The organism is Micromonospora sp. LOL_015 (genome assembly GCF_048060275.1).
In the GTDB taxonomy this organism is placed as follows: Bacteria; Actinomycetota; Actinomycetes; order Mycobacteriales; family Micromonosporaceae; genus Micromonospora_E.
Window position 1 is genome coordinate 1 of record NZ_JBHMIO010000010.1, and the last position, 21,096, is coordinate 21,096.

The 21,096-nt window shown below is 71.3% G+C and carries 13 protein-coding genes; 10 read left to right on the top strand and 3 right to left on the bottom strand.

The features are described from left to right. Nucleotides 1-173: 173 nt before the first annotated feature. The gene (locus tag ACFHWU_RS11380; protein ID WP_416590535.1) at nucleotides 174-851 is read right to left on the bottom strand and encodes a hypothetical protein; all 678 of its coding nucleotides are present in this window, start codon (nucleotides 849-851) and stop codon (nucleotides 174-176) included. 175 nt (nucleotides 852-1,026) lie between these two features. Between ACFHWU_RS11380 and ACFHWU_RS11385 the strand changes: the two genes are divergently transcribed. The 3 genes from ACFHWU_RS11385 (at nucleotide 1,027) to ACFHWU_RS11395 (ending at nucleotide 5,398) form a co-directional block, all read left to right on the top strand. Next, nucleotides 1,027-3,648 (top strand): valine--tRNA ligase, encoded by a 2,622-nt coding sequence (locus ACFHWU_RS11385; RefSeq protein ID WP_416554555.1) that lies wholly within the window; start codon nucleotides 1,027-1,029, stop codon nucleotides 3,646-3,648. A gap of 98 nt (nucleotides 3,649-3,746) precedes the next feature. Continuing rightward, entirely contained in the window at nucleotides 3,747-5,018 is a 1,272-nt protein-coding gene (locus ACFHWU_RS11390; RefSeq protein ID WP_416554557.1) for a bifunctional folylpolyglutamate synthase/dihydrofolate synthase, read from the top strand. Next, entirely contained in the window at nucleotides 5,015-5,398 is a 384-nt protein-coding gene (locus ACFHWU_RS11395; RefSeq protein WP_416554323.1) for a DUF4233 domain-containing protein, read from the top strand. The genes ACFHWU_RS11390 and ACFHWU_RS11395 overlap by 4 nt, the downstream gene beginning before the upstream one ends. A gap of 18 nt (nucleotides 5,399-5,416) precedes the next feature. On the opposite strand, the gene ACFHWU_RS11400 is transcribed toward ACFHWU_RS11395, so the two are convergent. Continuing rightward, nucleotides 5,417-6,949 (bottom strand): VOC family protein, encoded by a 1,533-nt coding sequence (locus ACFHWU_RS11400; protein ID WP_416590536.1) that lies wholly within the window; start codon nucleotides 6,947-6,949, stop codon nucleotides 5,417-5,419. 212 nt (nucleotides 6,950-7,161) lie between these two features. On the opposite strand from ACFHWU_RS11400, the gene ndk reads away from it, so the two are divergent. The 4 genes from ndk (at nucleotide 7,162) to ACFHWU_RS11420 (ending at nucleotide 13,629) form a co-directional block, all read left to right on the top strand. Then, the gene (gene ndk, locus ACFHWU_RS11405) at nucleotides 7,162-7,587 is read left to right on the top strand and encodes a nucleoside-diphosphate kinase (RefSeq protein WP_278170707.1); all 426 of its coding nucleotides are present in this window, start codon (nucleotides 7,162-7,164) and stop codon (nucleotides 7,585-7,587) included. A gap of 120 nt (nucleotides 7,588-7,707) precedes the next feature. Next, a complete protein-coding gene (locus ACFHWU_RS11410) occupies nucleotides 7,708-9,342 on the top strand; it encodes an alkaline phosphatase D family protein (protein ID WP_416590537.1) in 1,635 nt (544 codons plus the stop codon). Nucleotides 9,343-9,670: 328 nt separating this feature from the next. After that, on the top strand, nucleotides 9,671-12,829 hold the full coding sequence (ileS, locus tag ACFHWU_RS11415; RefSeq protein ID WP_416554329.1) for an isoleucine--tRNA ligase: 3,159 nt from the start codon (nucleotides 9,671-9,673) through the stop codon (nucleotides 12,827-12,829). 74 nt (nucleotides 12,830-12,903) lie between these two features. Continuing rightward, nucleotides 12,904-13,629, top strand: coding sequence for a lysophospholipid acyltransferase family protein (locus ACFHWU_RS11420; protein WP_416554331.1), 726 nt, complete (start codon nucleotides 12,904-12,906; stop codon nucleotides 13,627-13,629). A gap of 12 nt (nucleotides 13,630-13,641) precedes the next feature. Here ACFHWU_RS11420 and ACFHWU_RS11425 read toward each other — a convergent pair whose 3' ends face one another. Beyond that, nucleotides 13,642-14,766: a hypothetical protein gene (locus tag ACFHWU_RS11425; RefSeq protein WP_416590538.1), complete on the bottom strand. Its 1,125-nt coding sequence runs from the start codon at nucleotides 14,764-14,766 to the stop codon at nucleotides 13,642-13,644. 118 nt (nucleotides 14,767-14,884) lie between these two features. On the opposite strand from ACFHWU_RS11425, the gene ACFHWU_RS11430 reads away from it, so the two are divergent. The 3 genes from ACFHWU_RS11430 (at nucleotide 14,885) to ACFHWU_RS11440 (ending at nucleotide 21,026) form a co-directional block, all read left to right on the top strand. Further along, nucleotides 14,885-16,882, top strand: a complete 1,998-nt coding sequence (locus tag ACFHWU_RS11430) for a TIGR03960 family B12-binding radical SAM protein (protein WP_416590539.1) — start codon at nucleotides 14,885-14,887, stop codon at nucleotides 16,880-16,882. A 146-nt stretch (nucleotides 16,883-17,028) separates the two neighbouring features. Beyond that, nucleotides 17,029-17,784 (top strand): TIGR03936 family radical SAM-associated protein, encoded by a 756-nt coding sequence (locus tag ACFHWU_RS11435; RefSeq protein WP_416554559.1) that lies wholly within the window; start codon nucleotides 17,029-17,031, stop codon nucleotides 17,782-17,784. Nucleotides 17,785-17,927: 143 nt separating this feature from the next. After that, the gene (locus tag ACFHWU_RS11440; protein ID WP_416590540.1) at nucleotides 17,928-21,026 is read left to right on the top strand and encodes an Rne/Rng family ribonuclease; all 3,099 of its coding nucleotides are present in this window, start codon (nucleotides 17,928-17,930) and stop codon (nucleotides 21,024-21,026) included. Nucleotides 21,027-21,096 lie beyond the last annotated feature (70 nt).

Genomic DNA, 21,096 nt, shown 5'->3' on the forward strand with positions numbered 1-21,096 from the left:
GCGCCGATGGTACTGCACTCGTGAGGGTGTGGGAGAGTAGGTCACCGCCGGACATCTTTACTTGTGGGCCACCCGTACGGGTGGCCCACAAGTGTTTTCCAGGGGAAATCCCTCGGAAGACCGCCCTGTGCAACGACCCCGTGCCGACCGTGCAGTACACCGTCGACCGGACGTCAGTCCCGCTGCTGAAGGTCCATCCGCAGGTCCGCGAGCAGCGCGGCCGACTCGCCGACGGTACGCCCCGGGAACAGCGCCACCGCGATGCTCCCGTGGTCCGCCCAACCGCATACCGGCATCTCCTGGTCACCGGTAGGCGTGCTGCCGCACTTCATCACGCCGCCGTACGTCCCGGGCGGCACCTGGTAAACGCCGGTCACCGAACCCTCCTCGTCACCGACGATCTTCAGCAGCGCGTCCAGGTCGTGCTCGGGTGACCAGAGCAGAGCGGTGCCACCGAAGACCAGAACGCTGCGGTCCGCCGCCGACGGGTCCCGGTAGACGGCAGCCGTGCTGTGGTCCAGGTCGATTCCGGCGGCGAAGGCGCTGTGCAGGTAGTCGGCCGTACTCCTGGCCTGTTCTCCGTCGTCGCGGACCAGCCCGGCCGCCTTGTCCGGGGCGCTCAGGCTGGCATCCTTCTGCGCGACGATGCGCAAGCCGGTCGAACCGAGCAGACCGACGCCCAGCACACCGATCGTGGCAAGTGAGCCGATGACGACGACGCGCCGGCCGCGCCCGACCCGGGCACCTCGGCCGCGGCTCTCTCCGTCGCCCGGCGTCGGCTGGGCCTCCGGGGTAACGTCGACCGGTTCCTGGTGAGCCGACCGTCGTCCGCCGAATATGTCGTCGACCATGCCCGACACCGTACGTCACCGAGTCCGCCGAGCGGTGGGTGCCGCCCGTCGGCCCCGTCAAAGCGGCCCGAGACAGCTGGCCTGCCGCGGTCGGGCCTGCGTGAATTCGGGTGCGGGGGCTCCGTAAACTCGATGGGTGACCGAGACTCCGCAACCCCAACACGACGCAGCCCCTATGTTGCCGGCCCAGTACGCTCCGGGTGAGGTCGAACAGCGGCGGTACGAGTGGTGGGTAGCCGAAGGTTACTTCCGGGCCGACGCGGGCACCGGGAAGCCGCCCTTCACCATCGTGGTGCCGCCCCCGAACGTCACGGGGTCGCTGCACGTCGGGCACGCACTCGACCACTCGATCCAGGACACGCTGATCCGACGCAAGCGGATGCAGGGCTTCGAGGCGCTCTGGTTGCCCGGCATGGACCATGCCGGGATCGCCACCCAGAACGTCGTGGAGCGACAACTCGCCGCCGAAGGGCTGTCCCGGCACGACCTTGGCCGGGAACAGTTCATCGACCGGGTCTGGCAGTGGAAAACGGAGTCGGGCGGCACCATCCTCGGGCAGATGCGCCGTCTCGGTGACTCGGTCGACTGGGACCGGGAACGTTTCACGATGGACGAGGGCCTGTCCCGGGCGGTGCAGACCATCTTCAAGCGTCTCTACGACGACGAGCTGATCTATCGCGCCGAGCGCATCATCAACTGGTGCCCGCGGTGCCGGACCGCCCTGTCCGACATCGAGGTGGAACACAGCGACGACGACGGCGAGCTGGTCTCCATCCGGTACGGCGAGGGCGACGCGTCAATCGTGGTGGCCACCACCCGGGTCGAGACGATGCTGGGCGACACCGCAGTCGCGGTGCACCCGGACGACGACCGCTACCGGCATCTCGTCGGCACCGAGGTCGAGCTGCCGTTGACCGGTCGGCGGATCCCGATCGTCGCGGACGCGCACGTCGATCCGACGTTCGGCACGGGCGCGGTGAAGGTGACCCCGGCGCACGACCCCAACGACTTCGAGATCGGCCAACGGCACGGGCTGCCGAGTCTGACCATCCTCGACGAGCGGGCGGTAGTCACGGCCGCCGGACCGTTCGAAGGACTCGACCGGTTCGAGGCGCGGCCGGCGATCGTCGCGGCGTTGCGGGCCGAAGGTCGGGTGGTGGCCGAGAAGCGGCCGTACGTGCACGCGGTCGGTCACTGTTCGCGGTGCCGGACCACGGTCGAACCGCGGCTGTCGTTGCAGTGGTTCGTCCGGACCGGCCCGTTGGCGAAGGCCGCCGGGGACGCGGTGCGTGACGGTCGGACCCGGGTTGAGCCGCCAGAGCTGGCCGCACGCTACTTCGCCTGGGTCGACAACATGCACGACTGGTGCATCTCCCGGCAGCTGTGGTGGGGGCACCGAATTCCGGTCTGGTACGGCCCGGCCGGCGAGGTCGTCTGCGTCGGCCCCGACGAGCAGCCGCCGGCCGGTGCCGGCTGGCGGCAGGACGAGGACGTCCTCGACACCTGGTTCTCCAGCGCGCTGTGGCCGTTCTCCACGCTCGGCTGGCCGGACCAGACCGACGACCTGCGGACCTTCTACCCGACCAGCGTGTTGGTGACCGGTTACGACATCCTGTTCTTCTGGGTGGCCCGGATGATGATGTTCGGGCTGTACGCGATGGACGGCCGGCCGCCGTTCGACGTGGTGGCCCTGCACGGCATGGTCCGCGACCAGTTCGGCAAGAAGATGTCGAAGTCGTTCGGCAACGTCGTCGACCCGTTGGACTGGATCGACCGGTTCGGTGCCGACGCGACCCGCTTCACCCTGGTCCGCGGTGCCAACCCGGGTGCCGACGTGCCGGTCAGCGAGGAGTGGTGCCAGGGCTCGCGCAACTTCTGCAACAAACTGTGGAACGCGACCCGGTTCGCGCTGCTCAACGGCGCGCACCTGACCGGTGACCTGCCCGACCCGGCGGATCTGGGCATGACCGACCGGTGGATCATGTCGCGGCTGCAGGAGGTGACGGCCCAGGTCGACCAGCAGTTCGAGGCGTTCGAGCTGGCCAAGGCGTGTGACACGCTCTACCACTTCGCCTGGGACGACGTCTGCGACTGGTATCTGGAGCTGAGCAAGCCGGTGCTGGGCGCTGGCGGGGAGGCCGCCGACCGGACCCGCCGGGTGCTCGGCCACGTGCTCGACCAGCTGCTGCGGCTGCTCCACCCGGTTACTCCGTTCGTCACCGACGAGTTGTGGTCGGCGCTGGCCGGGTCGGGCCAGCCGGCGGCCGGCAGCCTGATGGTGGCTTCCTGGCCGGTCGCCGATCCAGCGTGGCACGATCCGGCGGCGGAGGCGGAGCTGGCCGTGGTGCAGCGGGTGGTCACCGAGGTCCGCCGGTTCCGGTCGGACCAGGGGCTGCGGCCGACCCAACGGGTCAGCGCCCGGCTGACCGGTCTGGCCGATGCAGGCGTCGGCGGGCACGAGCCGCTGATCCGGTCGCTGACCCGGCTGGACGAGCCGGCCGTTGAGTTCTCGGCTACCGCGAAGCTTGCCGTGACCGCACAGGTCGGTGTCGAGTTCGACACCCGCGGTTCGATCGACGTGGCGGCTGAACGCGCCCGGTTGACCAAGGACCGGGCGGCGGCCGAGCGGGAAGCCGAGCAGTGCCGGGCCAAGCTGGGCAACAGCGCGTTCGTCGACAAGGCACCGCCCCTGGTGGTGGACAAGATCCGTACTCGGTTGGCAGTGGCCGAGGCGGAGCTGGCCCGCATCGCCGGAGCGCTCGCCGCGCTGCCGGCTGCTGACGGTGGGCAGTCGTGACGGTACGGCGACCCGGAGCCACCGGCGGCGCGAAGCAGCGGCCGGGTGGCGAGTTTGCGCGGGTCGAGCAGGAGCTCGCCGACCGGGGCTTCACCCGGATGGTGTTTGACCTGGACCGGATCGGCCAGCTGCTGGACCTGCTGGGCAGCCCGCAGCGGGCGTACCCGTCGATTCACTTGACCGGGACCAACGGCAAAACCTCGACCGCGCGGATGATCGACTCGCTGCTGCGGGCCTTCGGGCTGCACACCGGCCGCTACACCAGCCCGCATCTGGAGACGGTGCGGGAGCGGACCAGCCTGGACGGTGAACCGGTCAGCGAGGAGCGGTTCGCCGCCGTGTACCGGGAGGTCGCGCCGTTGGCCGAGCTGGTCGACAAGCAGGCGGCGGAGCCGTTGACGTACTTCGACATGACGACCGCGTTGGCGTTCGCGACGTTCGCCGACGCCCCGGTCGACGTGGCGGTGGTGGAGGTCGGGCTGGGTGGCGCCGAGGACGCCACCAACGTGTTGTCCGCCGGTGTCTGCGTGATCACTCCGATTGGTCTGGATCACACCGAGTGGCTGGGCGACACCCTCACCGACATCGCCTGGGCCAAGGCCGGCATCGTGCACGCCGGGTCGACGGTGGTCACCGCGGTGCAGCCGGAGGAGGCGGCCGGGCCGATCCTGGACCGGTGCGCCGAGGTGGGGGCCACCATCGCTCGGGAGGGCGGCGAGTTCGGTGTGGTCCACCGCGCGGTCGCGGTCGGCGGGCAGATGCTCACGTTGCAGGGGCTCGGCGGCCGCTACGACGAGGTGTTCCTGCCGCTGCACGGGGCGCATCAGGCGCAGAACGCGGCGTTGGCGCTGGCAGCGGTGGAGGCGTTCCTCGGTGCCGGACCGGGTCGGACGTTGGACGCTGAGCCGGTCCGGCAGGGCTTCGCCGGGGTGACGTCACCGGGCCGGCTGGAGCGGGTACGCAGCGCGCCGACGATCCTGCTCGACGGCGCCCACAACCCGCACGGAATGGCGGCCACGGTCACTGCGGTGCAGGAGGAGTTCGCGTTCCGGCGGCTCGTGGTGGTACTCGCCGTGCTGGCCGACAAGGACGCCGAGGCGCTGCTGGATCTGCTGGAGCCGGTGGCGGACGCACTGGTGGTGACCGGCAGCACGTCGCCGCGGGCGATGCCGGTCGGTCAGTTGGCCGGTCTCGCGGTCGAGGCGTTCGGCGTGGACCGGGTACGGGTGACCCAGCAGATGCCGGACGCGATCGAGGCGGCGGTGGAGCTGGCCGAGGCTGACCTCGACGGGGAGCTCAGCGGGGTGGGGGTCCTGATCACCGGATCGGTGGTGACGGTGGCCGACGCACGCCGGCTGCTGACCCGGTGACCGGCGACCCGACGACCGACGACCCGGCCGGACCGCCGCCGCGTCGGTCCGGGTTGCGCAACCCGCCGGCCGCCGTGCGCGGGCTCGGCGCGGCGACCCTCGGCCTGGAAGCGTTGGTGCTGGTGCTCGCGATCCAGCCGATCCGGATGCTGGGCGACGGTTCCGGCCCGGCGGCGATGGTGGCCAGCGCCGTCCTCGCCGTCGGCGCAGTGCTGCTCGCCGGCCTGTTGCGGCGCGGCTGGGCCTGGTACGCCGGCACGGTGCTGCAAGGGCTGGTCCTGCTCGCCGGCCTGCTGCACTGGTCACTGCTGGTGGTGGGGGTGCTGTTCGGCGTCGTCTGGGCGTACGTGTGGCACGTCCGGCGGGTCATTCTCAGCTGACCACAACTGGCGCCGGGGTCACTGCGGTGCGTCGGTGTCGGACGTCGGCTGGTCACGGTCACGCCACTCGATGATGGCGATACCGTGGCCGTCCGGGTCGCGGAAAGCAGCCGCCCACAGCTCCAGCCGGGCACCACGGTTGACCGCCCGGGGCGCGTAGGTGAACCGCACCCCTTTGGCCTTGAGTTCGTCGTGCATCCGTTGCAGGCCGTCGACTTCGAGGTTGAGGTGCATGAGCCGACGGTTGACCGGGGCGACCTCGGGCACCGACCGCAGCACCAGGCGGGTCTGCCCGGAGGCGAGCACCGCGTTGCCGTCCCCGCCGTCGATCTCGAAGAAGCCGAGCATGTCGCGGTAGAACCCGACCGACCGGTCGAGGTCCGCGACGAGCAGGGTCAGTCCGACGCCGTGGATCGGCCCGTGGTCGTCGCCCGGTTCGCCGGCCAGGGTGTTGGGGCCGGTCACCGGGCCGGCGGCGGCCAGGTCGGCGAGCGGGCCGTCCGGGTCGGTCACCGACCCGCGGTCGGGGTCGTCTGCGTCCTGGTCGGGCTGGTCGGCCAGCGCCGTCCCGGTGACGGTCGGCGACTCGGCGCGGGCCTCGGCGGCGGCCCGGCCCCGGTCCGCTCCGGCGGCGACCGTGCCGGCCTCCGACTCGGCGGGTGGGGAGTACGGCCGTGGCCGGGCACTGCGCGGCAGCGGCACCGGCTGCGGGTCCACCACGGTGCCGTCCACCACCTTGTGGCCCCCCGGTGACTGGCTCATCACGACGGGGTCGTCGACCTTGCCGGGGGCGTCGACCCGGCCCGGAACCGCCGGCTCGGACTGTTCGATGTCGGGGTCGAACCCCGGGGTGGTGAAGTCCGGCCGGGGATTTTCCGCCGGGTCGCGTCGACGCTGACGCGGGTCGACGGCCGGACCGGCAGGCTCGGCCGGATCGTCGCGCAGCCCCGCGCCGAGATCGGCGGTCTGGGCGGTGTCCGGGTCGAGGAACAGGCCGTCGGAGCGTCGCCGCGCCCACGGCGGCTCCTCATCCACGTCGAGCAGGTCGTCGTCGAGAGTGCTGAAGTCGGGCTCGTCGAACTCCGGCGGCAGGTCGGCCCGCTCTGCGGCGGCTTCGGCGTGGGTCAGCACGTCGTCCCAGATGATCCGTACGTGGCGTTGGTCGTCGATGGCGACCATGATCGGCAGCGTGGCGCCAGGGTCGGGCCACTTCGCCACCGGCACCCGGGGGTCGCGGACCTTGACCGACCGGGGCGGTACGCCCGGCGCGTCCACCAGAATCTGCAGTTCGCAGCGGCCGTAGGTGGAGGAGGCCGGTGGCTCGGAAACGCTGCGGACGTGAGCGATGCCGGCCACCCAGGCGCGCTCAGCGCCGGGAAACGCGGTGATCAGCACCAGGCTGACCGCGAGCACCAGCAGCGCCACGCCCAGCGCGGCGATCGCCCAGCTGGTCATGCCGGCGCCGAAGAGGATGATGAACGTGGCGAAAGTGCCCAGCACCGTCGCGATGAGCTTGCGGGCGGTGGAAACCGATCGATGGCCGTTCGCCACAGTAGACCTCCCTGCGTCAAGGCCAGGCTAGGCCGGGCCCGGCGAGGATGGAAGAGCCGCGACCGGTGGCGTCGGTAGCCGCCGGTCCTCGTCCGTCCCCTGGCCCTCCATCATGACGCGCGGGGCGGCGTGCACCCACTAGGCTGGCAGCGCCAGTCCGTACCGGATCGCTCCGCAGGGGAGCGGTGCCGGTCCGTCGATAAGGAGCCAGCGTGTCCAGCCCCACCGATGTCGAACGTACCCTCGTGTTGATCAAGCCGGACGCGGTCCGGCGCGGCTTGGTCGGCGAGATCCTCGGCCGGTTCGAGCGTAAAGGACTGCACCTGGTCACCCTGCAGTCGCGCCGGATGGACGAGGAGCTGGCCGGCGCGCACTACGCCGACCATGTGGACAAGCCGTTCTACCCGCCGCTGAAGGAGTTTATGACCAGCGGGCCGCTGGTCGCCCTGGTGCTCGCCGGTGACCAGGCGATCGAGGTGGTGCGTGCGCTGATCGGCACCACCGACGGGCGCAAGGCGGCAGCCGGCACCATTCGCGGTGACCTGGCGCTGTCCAACCGGGAGAATTTGGTGCACGCCTCGGACTCCCCGGAGAGCGCGGCCCGCGAGATCAAGCTCTGGTTCCCCGACCTGGGCTGATCCCGGTCGATCAGCCGCGGGTTATCGGCCGGTTCGTGTGCTGGTCACCTGATCCGGTGGATCTCGCCACATTCCATCGATAGACCTCTTGGGAACGCCGTACTTCCCAGGAGGATTTCGATGAACCCGTTCGACCGCCGTACCCTGCTGCGGGCCGGACTGGCCGGCGGTGCCGGGCTCGCCGGCGGCGCGCTGCTCGGTGGAGCCGGTGCGGCCGCTGGCGCGGACCTCGCGTCCGGCCGGCCCGCGGCACCAGCCTGGCACCCCACCGGCCGGCCGGTGCTCACCCACGGAGTGCAGAGCGGCGTGGTCGGCCCCGGCGAGGCCGTCGTCTGGACCCGCGCCGACCGGGTCGGCCGGCTGATCGTCGAGGTCGGCCGCCGGCCCGACCTGCGCGACGCCCGACGGGTACGCGGCCCGGTGCTCGACGACCGGGGCGACTTCACCGGCAAGGTGCGGCTGCGTGGCCTGCCCGCCGGCGAGCGGCTGCACTACCGGGTGCGGGTGGAGAGCCTGCACCGTCCCGGCCTGGTCAGTGAACCGTTGACCGGTTCGCTGCGCACCGCACCCCGCGCCGGTGGCCACCACGGACACCGAGGCCGGCCGGTCGGCGGAACCGGCGGGCGGGTCGACGACGTGCGATTCGTCTGGACCGGGGACATCGCCGGTCAGGGATGGGGGATCAGCGACGACTTCGGCGGGATGCGGATCTTCGAGGCGATGCGGCGTGGCCGGCCGGACTTCTTCCTGTGCAGCGGCGACACGGTGTACGCCGACAACCCGCTCGCTGAGACGGTGACGCTGCCGGACGGGCGGGTGTGGCGCAACCTGGTGACCCCGGAGAAGTCCAAGGTCGCCGAGACGCTCCCCGAGTTCCGTGGTCAGTTCGCCTACAACCTGCTCGACGCGCACCTGCGGGCGTTCGCCGCCGAGGTGCCGCAACTCAACCAGTGGGACGACCACGAGGTAACCAACAACTGGTATCCCGGCGAGATCCTTACCGACCCGCGTTACACCGAGACCCGGGTCGACGTGCTGGCAGCGCGGTCTTGGCAGGCGTTTCACGAGTGGCTGCCGACCCCGGACGACGGACCGCTGTACCGGGTGGTCCGCTACGGGCCGCTGCTGGACGTGTTCGTCCTCGACATGCGCACCTACAAGGACCCCAACGACGGCAACACGTACGCCGACCCGCATCGTGGCCTGCTCGGCACCCAGCAACGGCAGTGGCTGATCCGCGAGCTGACCCGGTCGACGGCCACCTGGAAGGTGATCGCCAGCGACCTGCCGATCGGCCTGATCGTGCCGGACGGTGGCGGGGCCCAGGAAGGGGTCGCCCAGGGCGACGGTGGCGCGCCGGCCGGGCGGGAGCTGGAGTTCGCCGAGATTCTCGACGCGGCGCACCGGTCCGGCGTCACCGGTATTGTCTTCCTCACCGCCGACGTGCACTACACCGCCGCCCATCACTACGATCCGGCACGGGCGGCGGTGGCCGACTTCACCCCGTTCTGGGAGTTCGTCTCCGGCCCGGCGCACGCCGGGGCGTTCGGCCCGAACACCCTCGACGGTACGTTCGGCCCGGAAGCGGTGTTCGTCAACGCCCCGCTGCGGGCCAACACCTCACCGGCCGAGGGCTTCCAGCACTACGGCGAGGTGTTCGTCGACGGCGGGTCCCGGGCGTTCACCGTGCATCTGCGCGACCGGGACGGACGTTCGCTCTGGTCGACCACCCTGCCGGCCCCGTCCGCCCGCTGATCCCGGAAGTGGCGGGCGGACGGAAACCGGCTCGACGGGTGGGATACGCTCGGAACCGAAGGTAACCCAAAGGCGACGACCCGGCCATCACCGGTGAGCCTCCGGAAGAACCGGCCACCACTGCCAGGCAGTGGCGGCCCCAGTAGAACCGGACGGGTCCGGCCCGTCACAGCCGGCCGACGAGCGGGCGGTCGCGCACCTCGGCGACCGCCAAGCGAGGTGGTACCGCGGCCCACCGTGGCGACGTCCGGCAGCAGCCGGCGACCGCCCGGCGGGTTCGTCCTCGCAGACCACGAGACAGTGAGCTGTGCGAGGAGAGGGCACCACCATGGCGTACCCGATGACCGACCCCGCCGCCACCGGCGTGCCGGCCAGTCCGGACCTGCCCGAGGTGGAGCGCCGCGTCCTGGACTACTGGACCGCGGACAAGACCTTCGAAGCCAGCGTCGACCAGCGCGACCCGGGTCCGGACGGCGCCAACGAGTACGTCTTCTACGACGGCCCGCCGTTCGCCAACGGCCTGCCGCACTACGGCCACCTGTTCACCGGCTACGTCAAGGACGTGGTACCGCGCTACCAGACGATGCGCGGCCGGCGGGTCGAGCGCCGCTTCGGCTGGGACTGCCACGGGCTGCCCGCCGAGGTCGAAGCCGAACGTCAGCTCGGCATCTCCACCAAGGCGGAGATCGTTGAGCTGGGCATGGAACGCTTCAACGATGTCTGCCGCAGCTCGGTGCTGACCTACACCCAGGACTGGGAGCGCTACGTCACCCGGCAGGCCCGGTGGGTCGACTTCGTCAACGACTACAAGACGCTCGACCTGGACTACATGGAGAGCGTCATGTGGGCCTTCAAGGCCCTGTACGACAAGGGGCTGGTCTACGAGGGCTTCCGGGTGCTGGCCTACTGCTGGCGGTGCGAAACGCCGCTGAGCAACACCGAAACCCGGATGGACGACGTCTACCGGGACCGGCAGGACCCGACCGTCACCGTCTGGTTCGAGCTGGCGCCCGCGCAGCCCGGTGGCGAGACGGAACGGATCGGGGTGTGGACCACCACGCCGTGGACGCTGCCGTCGAACCTGGCCCTCGCCGTCGGCCCGGACATCGAGTACGCGGTACTGCGGCGCGACGGGCAGCGGTACCTGCTCGGGGCGGCCCGCCTCGAGGCGTACGCCAAGGAACTGGACGGGTTCGAGCGGGTCGGCACGGTCCGCGGCGCCGACCTGGTCGGACGCCGCTACACCCCGCTGTTCGACTACCTGGTCGACCGGGCCGGCCCGAACGCCTACCAGGTCCTCGGCGCCGACTTCGTCACCACCGAGGACGGCACCGGGGTGGTGCACCTGGCCCCGGCGTTCGGTGAGGACGACCAGAACACCTGCAACGCCGCCGGCATCCCGACGATCGTCACCGTGGACGACCACACCCGGTTCACTGCTCTGGTCCCGCCGCACGCGGGGGAGCAGGTGTTCGACACCAACAAGCCGATCATCCGTGAGCTGCGCGACCGGGGTCTGCTGCTGCGCCACGACACCTACACCCACTCGTACCCGCACTGCTGGCGCTGTGACACGCCGCTGGTCTACAAGGCGGTGTCGTCGTGGTTCGTGGCCGTGTCCACCTTCCGGGACCGGATGGTGGAGCTGAACCAGCAGATCTCCTGGACGCCGACGCACGTCAAGGACGGCTCGTTCGGCAAGTGGCTGGCCGGAGCGCGGGACTGGTCGATCAGCCGGAACCGGTTCTGGGGCTCGCCGATCCCGGTGTGGCGCTCGGACGACCCGGCCTATCCGCGGGTCGATGTCTACGGCTCGCTCGACGAGTTGGAACGCGACTTCGGCGTACGCCCGGCCGACCTGCACCGGCCCGGTATCGACGAGCTGACCCGGCCCAACCCGGACGACCCGACCGGACGGTCCACGATGCGCCGGGTGCCGGAGGTGCTCGACTGCTGGTTCGAGTCCGGGTCGATGCCGTTCGCCCAGGTGCACTACCCGTTCGAGAACCGGGAGTGGTTCGAGCACCACTACCCGGGCGACTTCATCGTCGAGTACATCGGGCAGACCCGGGGCTGGTTCTACACCATGCACGTGCTGGCCACCGCGTTGTTCGACCGGCCGGCGTTCCGCAACTGCGTCAGCCACGGCATCCTGCTCGGCGCCGATGGGCGCAAGATGAGCAAGAGCCTGCGCAACTACCCGGACGTGTACGAGGTGTTCGACACCTACGGCTCGGACGCGATGCGCTGGATGCTGATGGCCTCGCCGGTGCTGCGCGGCGGCGACATGGCGGTGGTGGAGAGCGGCGTCCGCGACGCCGTCCGGCAGGTGCTGTTGCCGCTGTGGAACGTCTGGTACTTCTTCGCGTTGTACGCCAACGCGGAGGGCTACACCGCGACCCGGCGTACCGACAGCACCCACCTGCTCGACCGGTACGTGCTGGCCAAGACCGGTGAACTGGTCGACGAGGCCACCCGGCAGATGGACGGCTACGACATCTCCGGTGCCTGCGCCAGTGTGCGCACCTACCTCGACGCGTTGACCAACTGGTACGTCCGCCGGTCCCGGGACCGGTTCTGGTCCGGTGACACCGACGCGTTCGACACGCTCTACACGGTGCTGGAGACGCTCACCCGGGTGGTGGCGCCACTGGCGCCGTTGACCAGCGAGGAGATCTGGCGCGGGCTGACCGGTGAACGGTCGGTGCACCTGACCGACTGGCCGGCCGCCGGCGAGTTCCCCGCCGACCACGACCTGGTCGCGTCGATGGACGCGGTCCGCGAGGTCTGCTCGGCCGGGCTGTCGCTGCGCAAGGCCCGCAATCTGCGGGTCCGGCTGCCGCTGCCAGGGCTGACCGTGGCCAGCGCCGCCGCGCCGCAACTGCGGCCGTTCGCCGACCTGGTCGCCGACGAGGTCAACGTCAAGTCGGTGGAGTTCACCGACGCGGTCGCCGACCACTGCCAGCAGGTGCTGACCGTGGTGCCGCGGGTGCTCGGCCCCCGGGTCGGTGGCCAGGTGCAGGCGGTGATCCGGGCGGTGAAGTCCGGTGACTGGGCGCTGGGCGACGACGGCGCGCCGGTCGCCGCCGGGGTCCGGCTGGCCGAGGGGGAGTACGAGCTGAAGCTGGTCGCCGCCGACCCGGAGCATTCCGCACCGTTGCCGGCCGGGCAGGGGGTGGTGGTGCTGGACACCACCGTCACGCCGGAGCTGGCCGCCGAAGGGCTGGCCCGGGATCTGGTCCGGGTGATCCAGCAGGCCCGGCGGGAGGCGGATCTGCGGATCACCGACCGGGTCCGGGTCACGGTGGTCGCCGGGGCCGAGGTGGCAGCGGCGGTACGGGCGTACCAGGACTTCGTCGCCGGTGAGGTGCTCGCCGACGAGGTGACGTTCGTTCCGTCCGGTGCGTCGGCCGTCGGTCCGGCAGGTGGATTCGCCGGTGAGGTGGGCGACGGTGAGCCGGTGTCGGTGCGGGTGCAGCGGGTCTGACCGGTCCGGGCGGGATCCCGTCCGTTACCGTGTCTGTCCGACCCACCCATGCCTGTCCCGTCGCCGGAGGATCCGTGCCGCCGCTGTATTCGATCGGCAAAGTCACTGTCGGACCAGCGTTGCTGCTGGGCTGGCGGCCCAAGGTGGAAGGGCGGGAGAACGTCCCCACCACCGGCGGAGTGATCCTGGCCGCGAACCACCTGTCCGTCGCCGACGAGTACTTCCTCGGCGCGGTGCTGCCCCGGCACGTGGCGTTCTGGGCCAAGGCCGAGTACTTCGACGGCACCGGATTCCGTGGGCTGCTGACCAAGGGCCTGGTGACCGGGCTCGGCGCGATCCGGGTGGAACGCGGCGGCGGGCGGGCGGCGCTGAGCGCCTTCGACGGCGCGATCCCGCTGCTGCGGGCCGGCCGGCAGGTGGCCGTCTTCCCGGAGGGCACCCGATCGCCGGACGGGCGGCTGTACCGGGGCCGGACCGGGGTGGCCCGGCTGGCGCTGGCCGCCGGGGTGCCGGTCGTCCCGGTCGGGTTCGTCGGCACCGCGCAGGTCCAGCCGATCGGGTCGCTCTGGCCGAAGCTGAGCCGGGGCGCGGTCACGGTCCGGTTCGGCAAGCCGCTCGACTTCACCGGACGCGGCGATGACCGCTCCGAGATGCGCCGGATCACCGACGAGGTGATGAGCGAGATTCAGCAGCTCACCGGCCAGGAGTACGTGCCCCGGTACGCGCCACCGCGTACCGCCGGTGGGGCCAGGACCGGCGACGGCCAGCCGGGCAGCGGCAACGGCGACGCCGCCGGCTGAGCCGCTCCCGGGTCACTCCCGGCTGATCACCTGGGCGCGTAGTTGCCCGGTCAACGTCGCGCTCTCCTCGACCGACCGGCGGGTGAACAGCGCGGTGCCGAGGCTGCCGTGGTCGGCCCAGGCGCAGACCACCACGTCGTCGCCGTCGGAGACGCCGGTTCCACAGCTCAGGTGGGTGCCCCGGGCGCCGGTCTCGAACGTCTCGACGGCATCCATCTGGTACGCGTCGCTGATCCGGCCGACCTCGCTGTCCAGGTCGCTGCCTGGCGTCATCCGGAAGCCGGTGATGCCGTACAGCACCACGAGCTTGCCGTTGCCGTCCCGGTAGACCCCGGCGAAGGTGTCCTCGGCCAGCAGATGGGCGGTGCGCATCTCACCTTCCAACCGGGTGACCGTCTCCTGGCTGGAACCGTCGTCGCTGAGTCGCAGGTCGGCGACCTGCCCGGGGAGCGCGGCGTTCGCCGGGTACTGGTCCCACAGTGGCTTGCCGTAGTAGGCCGGGCAGCCACAGCAGCAGGCGACGGTGAGCAGGGTGAACAGCGTCGTCTTCCAGGGCCAGCGTCGTCGGCGTTGTTGTCGGCGCTGCCGACGGGCCGCCTTCCCGGTCGGCGCCGGCGGCCCGGTGACTGGCGGTCGGGTCACCGGGAGCCGGCTCGGGTTCGGTGGGTGCGGGCCGGCGACCGGTGGTGGTGGGTGCGGGCCGGCGACCGGTGGTGGTGGGTGCGGGCCGGCGACCGGTGGTGGCGGCGGGTCCGGGGGCGAGGAGGGCGCGGGTGGGGACACCGGCGGGGGGAAGGCCATCGGTTCCGGTGTCGGCGCCCCGGCACCGGGCCATTCGTCGGGTGGACCGGTCGACTGACCTGCCGGCCAGGGGTCGGCGGCGGCCCACGGGTCGACCGGGGTGCGGGTCGCCGGATCGTCCTCGGCGAACCCGTCGGGTGGTAGCTGCAGGGTGGGGTCACGGGGTGGTGGTTGCTCCGTCCGGGGGGCGTCCCGCTGCCACCAGCGCTGGCGCGGCCGCGGTGGCGGCACCGCTGCCGAGCCCCGCCACGGGGCCGGTGACGTGGCCGGGTCGGACCCGCCCGCCCCGGCCGGCTGGTCCGTGATCGGACCTTCATCCGGTTGCGGCTGCCGCATCGCAGATGCATCTCCTCTCGGACCCGTTCGAGGTTAGTACCGTGCGGCCAGCACGCCCGCTCCGCCCGCGTACTCTGGGTGGTTGATCCGGTGTCCGATGCGGTTTGGAGGAGGTTTGATGGGTGTCCCGGCAGGCGCTGCCCCGACGGCGACCGTGGGTGGCCCGACGGCCAGGTCGGTCTGGCCCCGGTTGGAGCCGCTGCTGCCTCAGGTCAGCAAGCCGATCCAGTATGTCGGCGGCGAGCTCGGCGCGGTGGTCAAGGACTGGGACGCCGCGGCGGTGCGTTGGGCGCTGATGTACCCGGACGCCTACGAGGTCGGCCTGCCGAACCAGGGCGTGCAGATCCTGTACGAGGTACTCAACGAGCAGCCCGATGTGCTGGCCGAACGGACCTACGCGGTGTGGCCGGACCTGGAACGGCTGATGCGGGCGCACGGGGTGCCGCAGTTCACCGTCGACGCGCACCGGCCGGTCGGCGACTTCGACGTTTTCGGTGTCTCGTTCGCCACCGAGCTGGGCTACACGAACCTGCTGACCGCGATCGACCTGGCCGGGATCCCGCTGTCCGCCGCCGACCGGGACGACTCACACCCGGTGGTGCTGGCCGGTGGGCACGCCGCGTTCAACCCGGAGCCGATCGCCGACTTCATCGACGCGGCGGTGCTCGGCGACGGCGAGGAGGCCGTCCTGGAGATCACCGGCATTGTCCGGCAGTGGAAGGCCGAAGGGTCGCCGGGCGGGCGCGATGAGCTGCTGCTGCGGCTGGCCCGTACGGAGAGCATCTACGTGCCGCGCTTCTACGACGTGGACTACCTGCCGGACGGCCGGATTCAGCGGGTGGTGCCGAACCGGGCGGATGTGCCGTTCCGGGTGCACAAGCGCACCACCATGGACCTGGACGCCTGGCCGTACCCGAAGAAGCCGATCGTGCCGCTGGCCGAGACGGTCCACGAACGCTACGCGGTGGAGATCTTTCGCGGCTGTACGCGCGGTTGCCGGTTCTGCCAGGCTGGCATGATCACCCGTCCGGTGCGGGAACGGTCCATCACCACGGTCGGGCAGATGGTCGCCGACGGCCTGGAGTACTCCGGTTTCCACGAGGTCGGTCTGTTGTCGCTGTCCTCGGCCGACCACTCGGAGATCGGCGACATGTGCTCCGGCCTGGCCGAGCAGTACGCGGGCACCAACGTGTCGCTGTCGTTGCCGTCGACACGGGTCGATGCGTTCAACATCGAGCTCGCGCAGGAGCTGTCCCGCAACGGTCGGCGTACCGGGCTGACCTTCGCCCCGGAGGGCGGCTCGGAACGGATCCGCCGGGTGATCAACAAGATGGTCTCGGAGGAGGACCTGATCCGCACGGTGGTGACCGCGTACACCAACGGCTGGCGTCAGGTGAAGCTCTACTTCATGTGCGGGCTGCCCACCGAGACCGACGAAGACGTGTTGCAGATCGCCCGGCTCGCCCACGAGGTGATCAAGGCGGGCCGGGCGGCGACCGGCTCCAAGGACATCCGTTGCACCGTGTCGATCGGTGGGTTCGTGCCCAAACCGCACACCCCGTTCCAGTGGGCGTCGATGCAGCGCCCGGAGGTAATCGACAACCGGCTGCGGCTGCTCAAACAGGCGATCAACGCCGACCGGTCACTTGGCCGGGCAATCGGCTACCGCTACCACGATGGTGAGCCGTCGCTGATCGAAGGGCTGCTGTCGCGCGGTGACCGGCGGGTCGGCGCGGTGATCCGCCGGGTCTGGGAGTCCGGTGGCCGGTTCGACGGCTGGAGCGAGCACTTCTCGTACCAGCGGTGGGTCGACGCGGCCGCTGACACGCTGCCAGCGTACGGGATCGACCTGGACTGGTTCACGGTCCGCGACCGGGACGCCACCGAGGTGCTGCCCTGGGATCACCTGGACTCCGGGCTGGACAAGGACTGGCTCTGGCAAGACTGGCAGGACGCGTTGGGCGAGTACGAGCAGGATGACTGCCGGTGGACGCCCTGTTTCGACTGCGGTGTCTGTCCGTCAATGGATACTGAGATCCAGATCGGTCCGACTGGGCAGAAGCTGCTGCCGCTGACGCCGGTCAACACCGGCCTGCGGACCCCGACAGCGGGCTGACTGGCGCGCCGCACCCATCCGGGTGAAGATGACGACGTTCCCTACCCCTTCCGAGGAGCATCACGATCAGCAGGAAGCCACAACCGGCAGGCGGCCAGGCACCGGTCGTGCAACGGATCCGGATCCGGTACGCCAAGCGCGGCCCGCTGCGGTTCACCTCGCACCGCGACTTCGCCCGGGCGTTTGAACGGGCATTGCGTCGGGGCGGTGTCCCGGTCGCCTTCTCTCAGGGATTCACCCCGCACCCCAAGATCTCCTACGCGAGCGCGGCCCCGACCGGTGTCGCCAGCGAGGCCGAGTACTTGGAGATCGGTCTGCAGCAGCAGGTCGATCCCGACCGGCTGCGGGTGGCGCTCGACGCCGCGCTGTCGTCCGGTCTCGACGTGCTGGAGGCGGTCGAGGCGACCGGCGGCAGCCTGGCCGACCGGATCGACGCGTCGCGGTGGCGGATCGAGCTGCCCGAGGTCGATCCGGAGTCGGCCGGCCGGGCGGTGGCGACGTTCGCCGCCGCCGAGGAGGTGCTGGTGGAGCGGTTGACCAAGCAGGGCCGACGGACCTTCGACGCCCGTGCCGCAGTGGTGCGGATTCTGGTCGTCGACCGGTCCGACAACACCGACGGACCAGGTGCCGGTCCGGGCAGCGGCCTACCTTCCGAGGTCAGCTCGGTGCCGTGTGCGATACTCGACCTAGTCGTCCGGCAGGTCACCCCGTCGGTACGACCCGATGACGTCCTCTCCGGCCTGCGCGTCATGGCCGACCTGGAGCCGCCGGTGCCGCCCCGAGTGACCCGGCTAGCGCAGGGAACACTGACCGCGCAGGGGGAGATCGTCGATCCGTTGGAGGCGGATCGAGCTGGGCAGCCATCGGTGAACGCCAGCCGTGTTCCGGCCGGCGCTCAGTAAGCCAGACTTCGGCGGTCTGCCTCCGGGTCTTTCGCCCCACCGGGCCGGAAGCTCAGCGGCGCGTCCGCCGGATCACTTTTTGCGGCAACCCTGCGTGGCAGCGCTCACCCGCGCCCGGGGCGGCCAGAACTGGAGAACGTCCAATGCTCGAAAACGAGCCCGAGGGCGGGGACCGGACCGGTACCGAACCGGCCGGCGCCACCGCTGATGTGACCCGATCCACGACCGCCCGTACGACGCGGCGGCGGACCAGCAAGGCCGCAGCGGCGGCCGCCGAGCCGGCGGCGGAGGCCACCGGCGGCGATACGGCCGCGACCGGCGGTTCGGCCGATCCGGCACCAGCCACCGGTGAACCGGCTGCGGTGTCGCGGACCCGCCGTCGCCGTTCGACGGCAGCGGACACCACCGGCGCGGATACCACCGGTACGGGTGGCCCGGCCGACAACGCCGGCCCGCCGGCCGACTCCGCTGCGGAGCCGGCCGAGCCGGCCGTCAAGAAGACCACTCGGACCCGGCGGAAGAAGGCGGCCGAGCCGGCCGTCGTGGTGCCGGCCGAGGAGAGTGAACCCGCCCCGGGAGCAGCCGCTGCCCAACTGGCCACATCGCCGCCGGCCGGTCCCGCGACGCCGGCAGCCGAGCCGCTGGCCACCGCCGCCTCCGACGCGGAACCGGGTGCCGCCGTGGACCAGCCCGGCTCGGCGACCGACGGCGCGGCTGCGGCGCCGGACGCCGCGCCGCCTTCCCGCCGCCGCAGAGCGGCAGCCGGCCCACCGGTCGTACTGTTCATGGCGCCCGATCCGAAAAGCCCGCCGGTCGCCACCGACGCCGGCCAGCCGGCGGCAGCGGAGGCCGCTGTCCGGGCCGTCGACGGTGCTGAGGCGGCCGGCGAGGACGAGCCGGTGCGGCGCCGACGGCGGGGCCGGCGTAGCGCCGACGGCGAGCCGACGGCCGAGGCCGTCACCGAAGCAGCCGAGGCGCCGCAGGAGCAGCCCGCTGCGGCGACCACCGACACCGACGCGGACGACGATGACGACGACACGCCTGCCGGCCGGCGCCGCCGGCGCCGGGGCCGCCGGGGCCGGGGCCGCGGCAAGGGCGGCGCGGAGGAGGACGACGCCGACACCGGCGACGAGACCGAGGCGCCCGCTGACGCGGGATCGGCCGACGACGCCGACGCCGACGGCGACTCCACGACCCGTCGGCGGCGTCGGCGCCGCCGACGTGGCTCCGGCGACGCCGAGTCCGGCGCCGAGGACGGTGTGCCGACCGTCGTCAAGATCCGTGAACCGCGCAAGACCGTTGACGAGGTGCAGGGCGTCACTGGGTCGACCCGCTTGGAAGCCAAGCGGCAGCGCCGTCGGGACGGTCGTGAGCAGCGGCGGACCCGTCCGCCTATCCTCAGTGAATCGGAGTTCCTGGCCCGGCGGGAGGCCGTCGACCGGGACATGGTGGTGCGCCAGCGCGGTGACCGGACCCAGATCGCCGTGCTGGAGGACGGCGTCCTGGTCGAGCATTACGTCACCCGGGCCTCGTCGGGCACCATGGCCGGCAACGTCTACCTCGGCAAGGTGCAGAACGTGCTGCCGAGCATGGAGGCCGCCTTCGTCGACGTGGGGCGTGGCCGCAACGCGGTGCTGTACGCCGGTGAGGTCAACTGGGACGCCACCGGCCTGGAAGGTCGGTCCCGGTCCATCGAGCAGGCGCTGCGTTCCGGTGACTCGGTGCTGGTGCAGGTCACCAAGGACCCGATCGGGCACAAGGGCGCTCGGCTCACCAGTCACGTCGCGCTCTCCGGCCGGCATCTGGTGTACGTGCCGAACGGCAACGCCTCCGGGATCAGCCGCAAACTGCCGGACACCGAACGCAAGCGGCTCCGGGACATCCTCAAAAAGTTGGTGCCCGACGGCGCCGGGGTCATCGTGCGGACCGCGGCCGAAGGCGCCAGCGAGGACGAGCTGTCCCGCGACGTCAAGCGACTGCAGGCACAGTGGGAGGACATCCAGGCAAAGGCGGGTTCCGGTGGCGCACCGACGCTGCTCTACGAGGAGCCGGACCTGGTCATCAGGGTGGTCCGGGACCTGTTCAACGAAGACTTCCGCGAACTGGTCGTGCAGGGTGACACCGCGTACGAGATGGTGGAGTCCTACCTCGCGCACGTCTCGCCGGACCTGCTGGCTCGGCTGCGCCGGCACGCTGCGGTGGCGGACGTGTTCGCCGAGCGGCGCATCGACGAGCAGATCCTCAAGGGCCTGGACCGCAAGGTGTTCCTGCCGTCCGGTGGTCACCTGGTGATTGACCGGACCGAGGCGATGACCGTCATCGACGTGAACACCGGCAAGTACACCGGCGCCGGCGGAAACCTGGAGGAGACGGTCACCCGTAACAACCTGGAGGCAGCCGAGGAGATCGTCCGCCAGCTACGGCTGCGCGACATCGGCGGCATCGTGGTGATCGACTTCATCGACATGGTGTTGGAGTCGAACCGGGAACTGGTGCTGCGTCGGCTGACCGAGTGCCTGGGCCGGGACCGCACCAAGCACCAGGTCACCGAGATCACGTCGCTGGGTCTGGTGCAGATGACCCGTAAGCGGATCGGTGCCGGGTTGCTGGAGGCGTTCAGCGAGACCTGTGACTGCTGCAAGGGCCGCGGGCTGATCATTCACACCGAGCCGGTGCCGGAGAAGCCGCGTTCGTCGGGCGGGACCGGGGCCGGGGACCGGGCGAAGGCGGTCGCCGCAGCTCCGGCCAGCGGTGGCGGTACGGGTGGTGCGACGGCCGGCGGCGGTCGCCGCCGGGGCCGCAAGGCCAATCAACCGGCGGACGACACCTCCCCGGCGCCTGACGTCACGGGTACCCCTGACGTCACGGGTACCCCTGAGGTAACGGCTGTGACCGGGGCGGACCAGCCGGATGAGCCGGCCGACGTGGTGGTCGTCGGCGTCGCCGAGGCTGCCCCGATCACCACCGGCGTGATCAAAGTTCCCGTCGCGGCAGCGCAACCGCTGGTCGATCCGACCGCGGAGGACGAGGACGAGACGATGGGCTACGACCTGTCCCGCTACGAGGTGGATCCGGTGGTCGAGAACGGCAACGGCGCGGCACCGGTCCGCCTGGCCGGGGCGGACGATCCCGACCTCGCCGATGACGACGATGACCAGGACGCGTCCGCGGCCGACCACGCCGCCGGCGGTCGGCGGCGGGTCCGTCGCAGCGGGGGCACCCGCCGCCGGACCCATCCCTGACCGGGGTCGATTTGAGGGTTGCCACCGGCATGGCGTACCCTTGCCGGTGGCGCACCCGGTGCGCCAGGTT

Coding starts and splice junctions, on each gene's coding strand:
- ACFHWU_RS11380 (WP_416590535.1), bottom strand. CDS start 851: ATGGTCGACGACATATTCGGCGGACGACGGTCGGCTCACCAGGAACCG.
- ACFHWU_RS11385 (WP_416554555.1), top strand. CDS start 1,027: ATGTTGCCGGCCCAGTACGCTCCGGGTGAGGTCGAACAGCGGCGGTAC.
- ACFHWU_RS11390 (WP_416554557.1), top strand. CDS start 3,747: ATGGTGTTTGACCTGGACCGGATCGGCCAGCTGCTGGACCTGCTGGGC.
- ACFHWU_RS11410 (WP_416590537.1), top strand. CDS start 7,708: ATGAACCCGTTCGACCGCCGTACCCTGCTGCGGGCCGGACTGGCCGGC.
- ileS (WP_416554329.1), top strand. CDS start 9,671: ATGGCGTACCCGATGACCGACCCCGCCGCCACCGGCGTGCCGGCCAGT.
- ACFHWU_RS11425 (WP_416590538.1), bottom strand. CDS start 14,766: ATGCGGCAGCCGCAACCGGATGAAGGTCCGATCACGGACCAGCCGGCC.
- ACFHWU_RS11430 (WP_416590539.1), top strand. CDS start 14,885: ATGGGTGTCCCGGCAGGCGCTGCCCCGACGGCGACCGTGGGTGGCCCG.
- ACFHWU_RS11440 (WP_416590540.1), top strand. CDS start 17,928: ATGCTCGAAAACGAGCCCGAGGGCGGGGACCGGACCGGTACCGAACCG.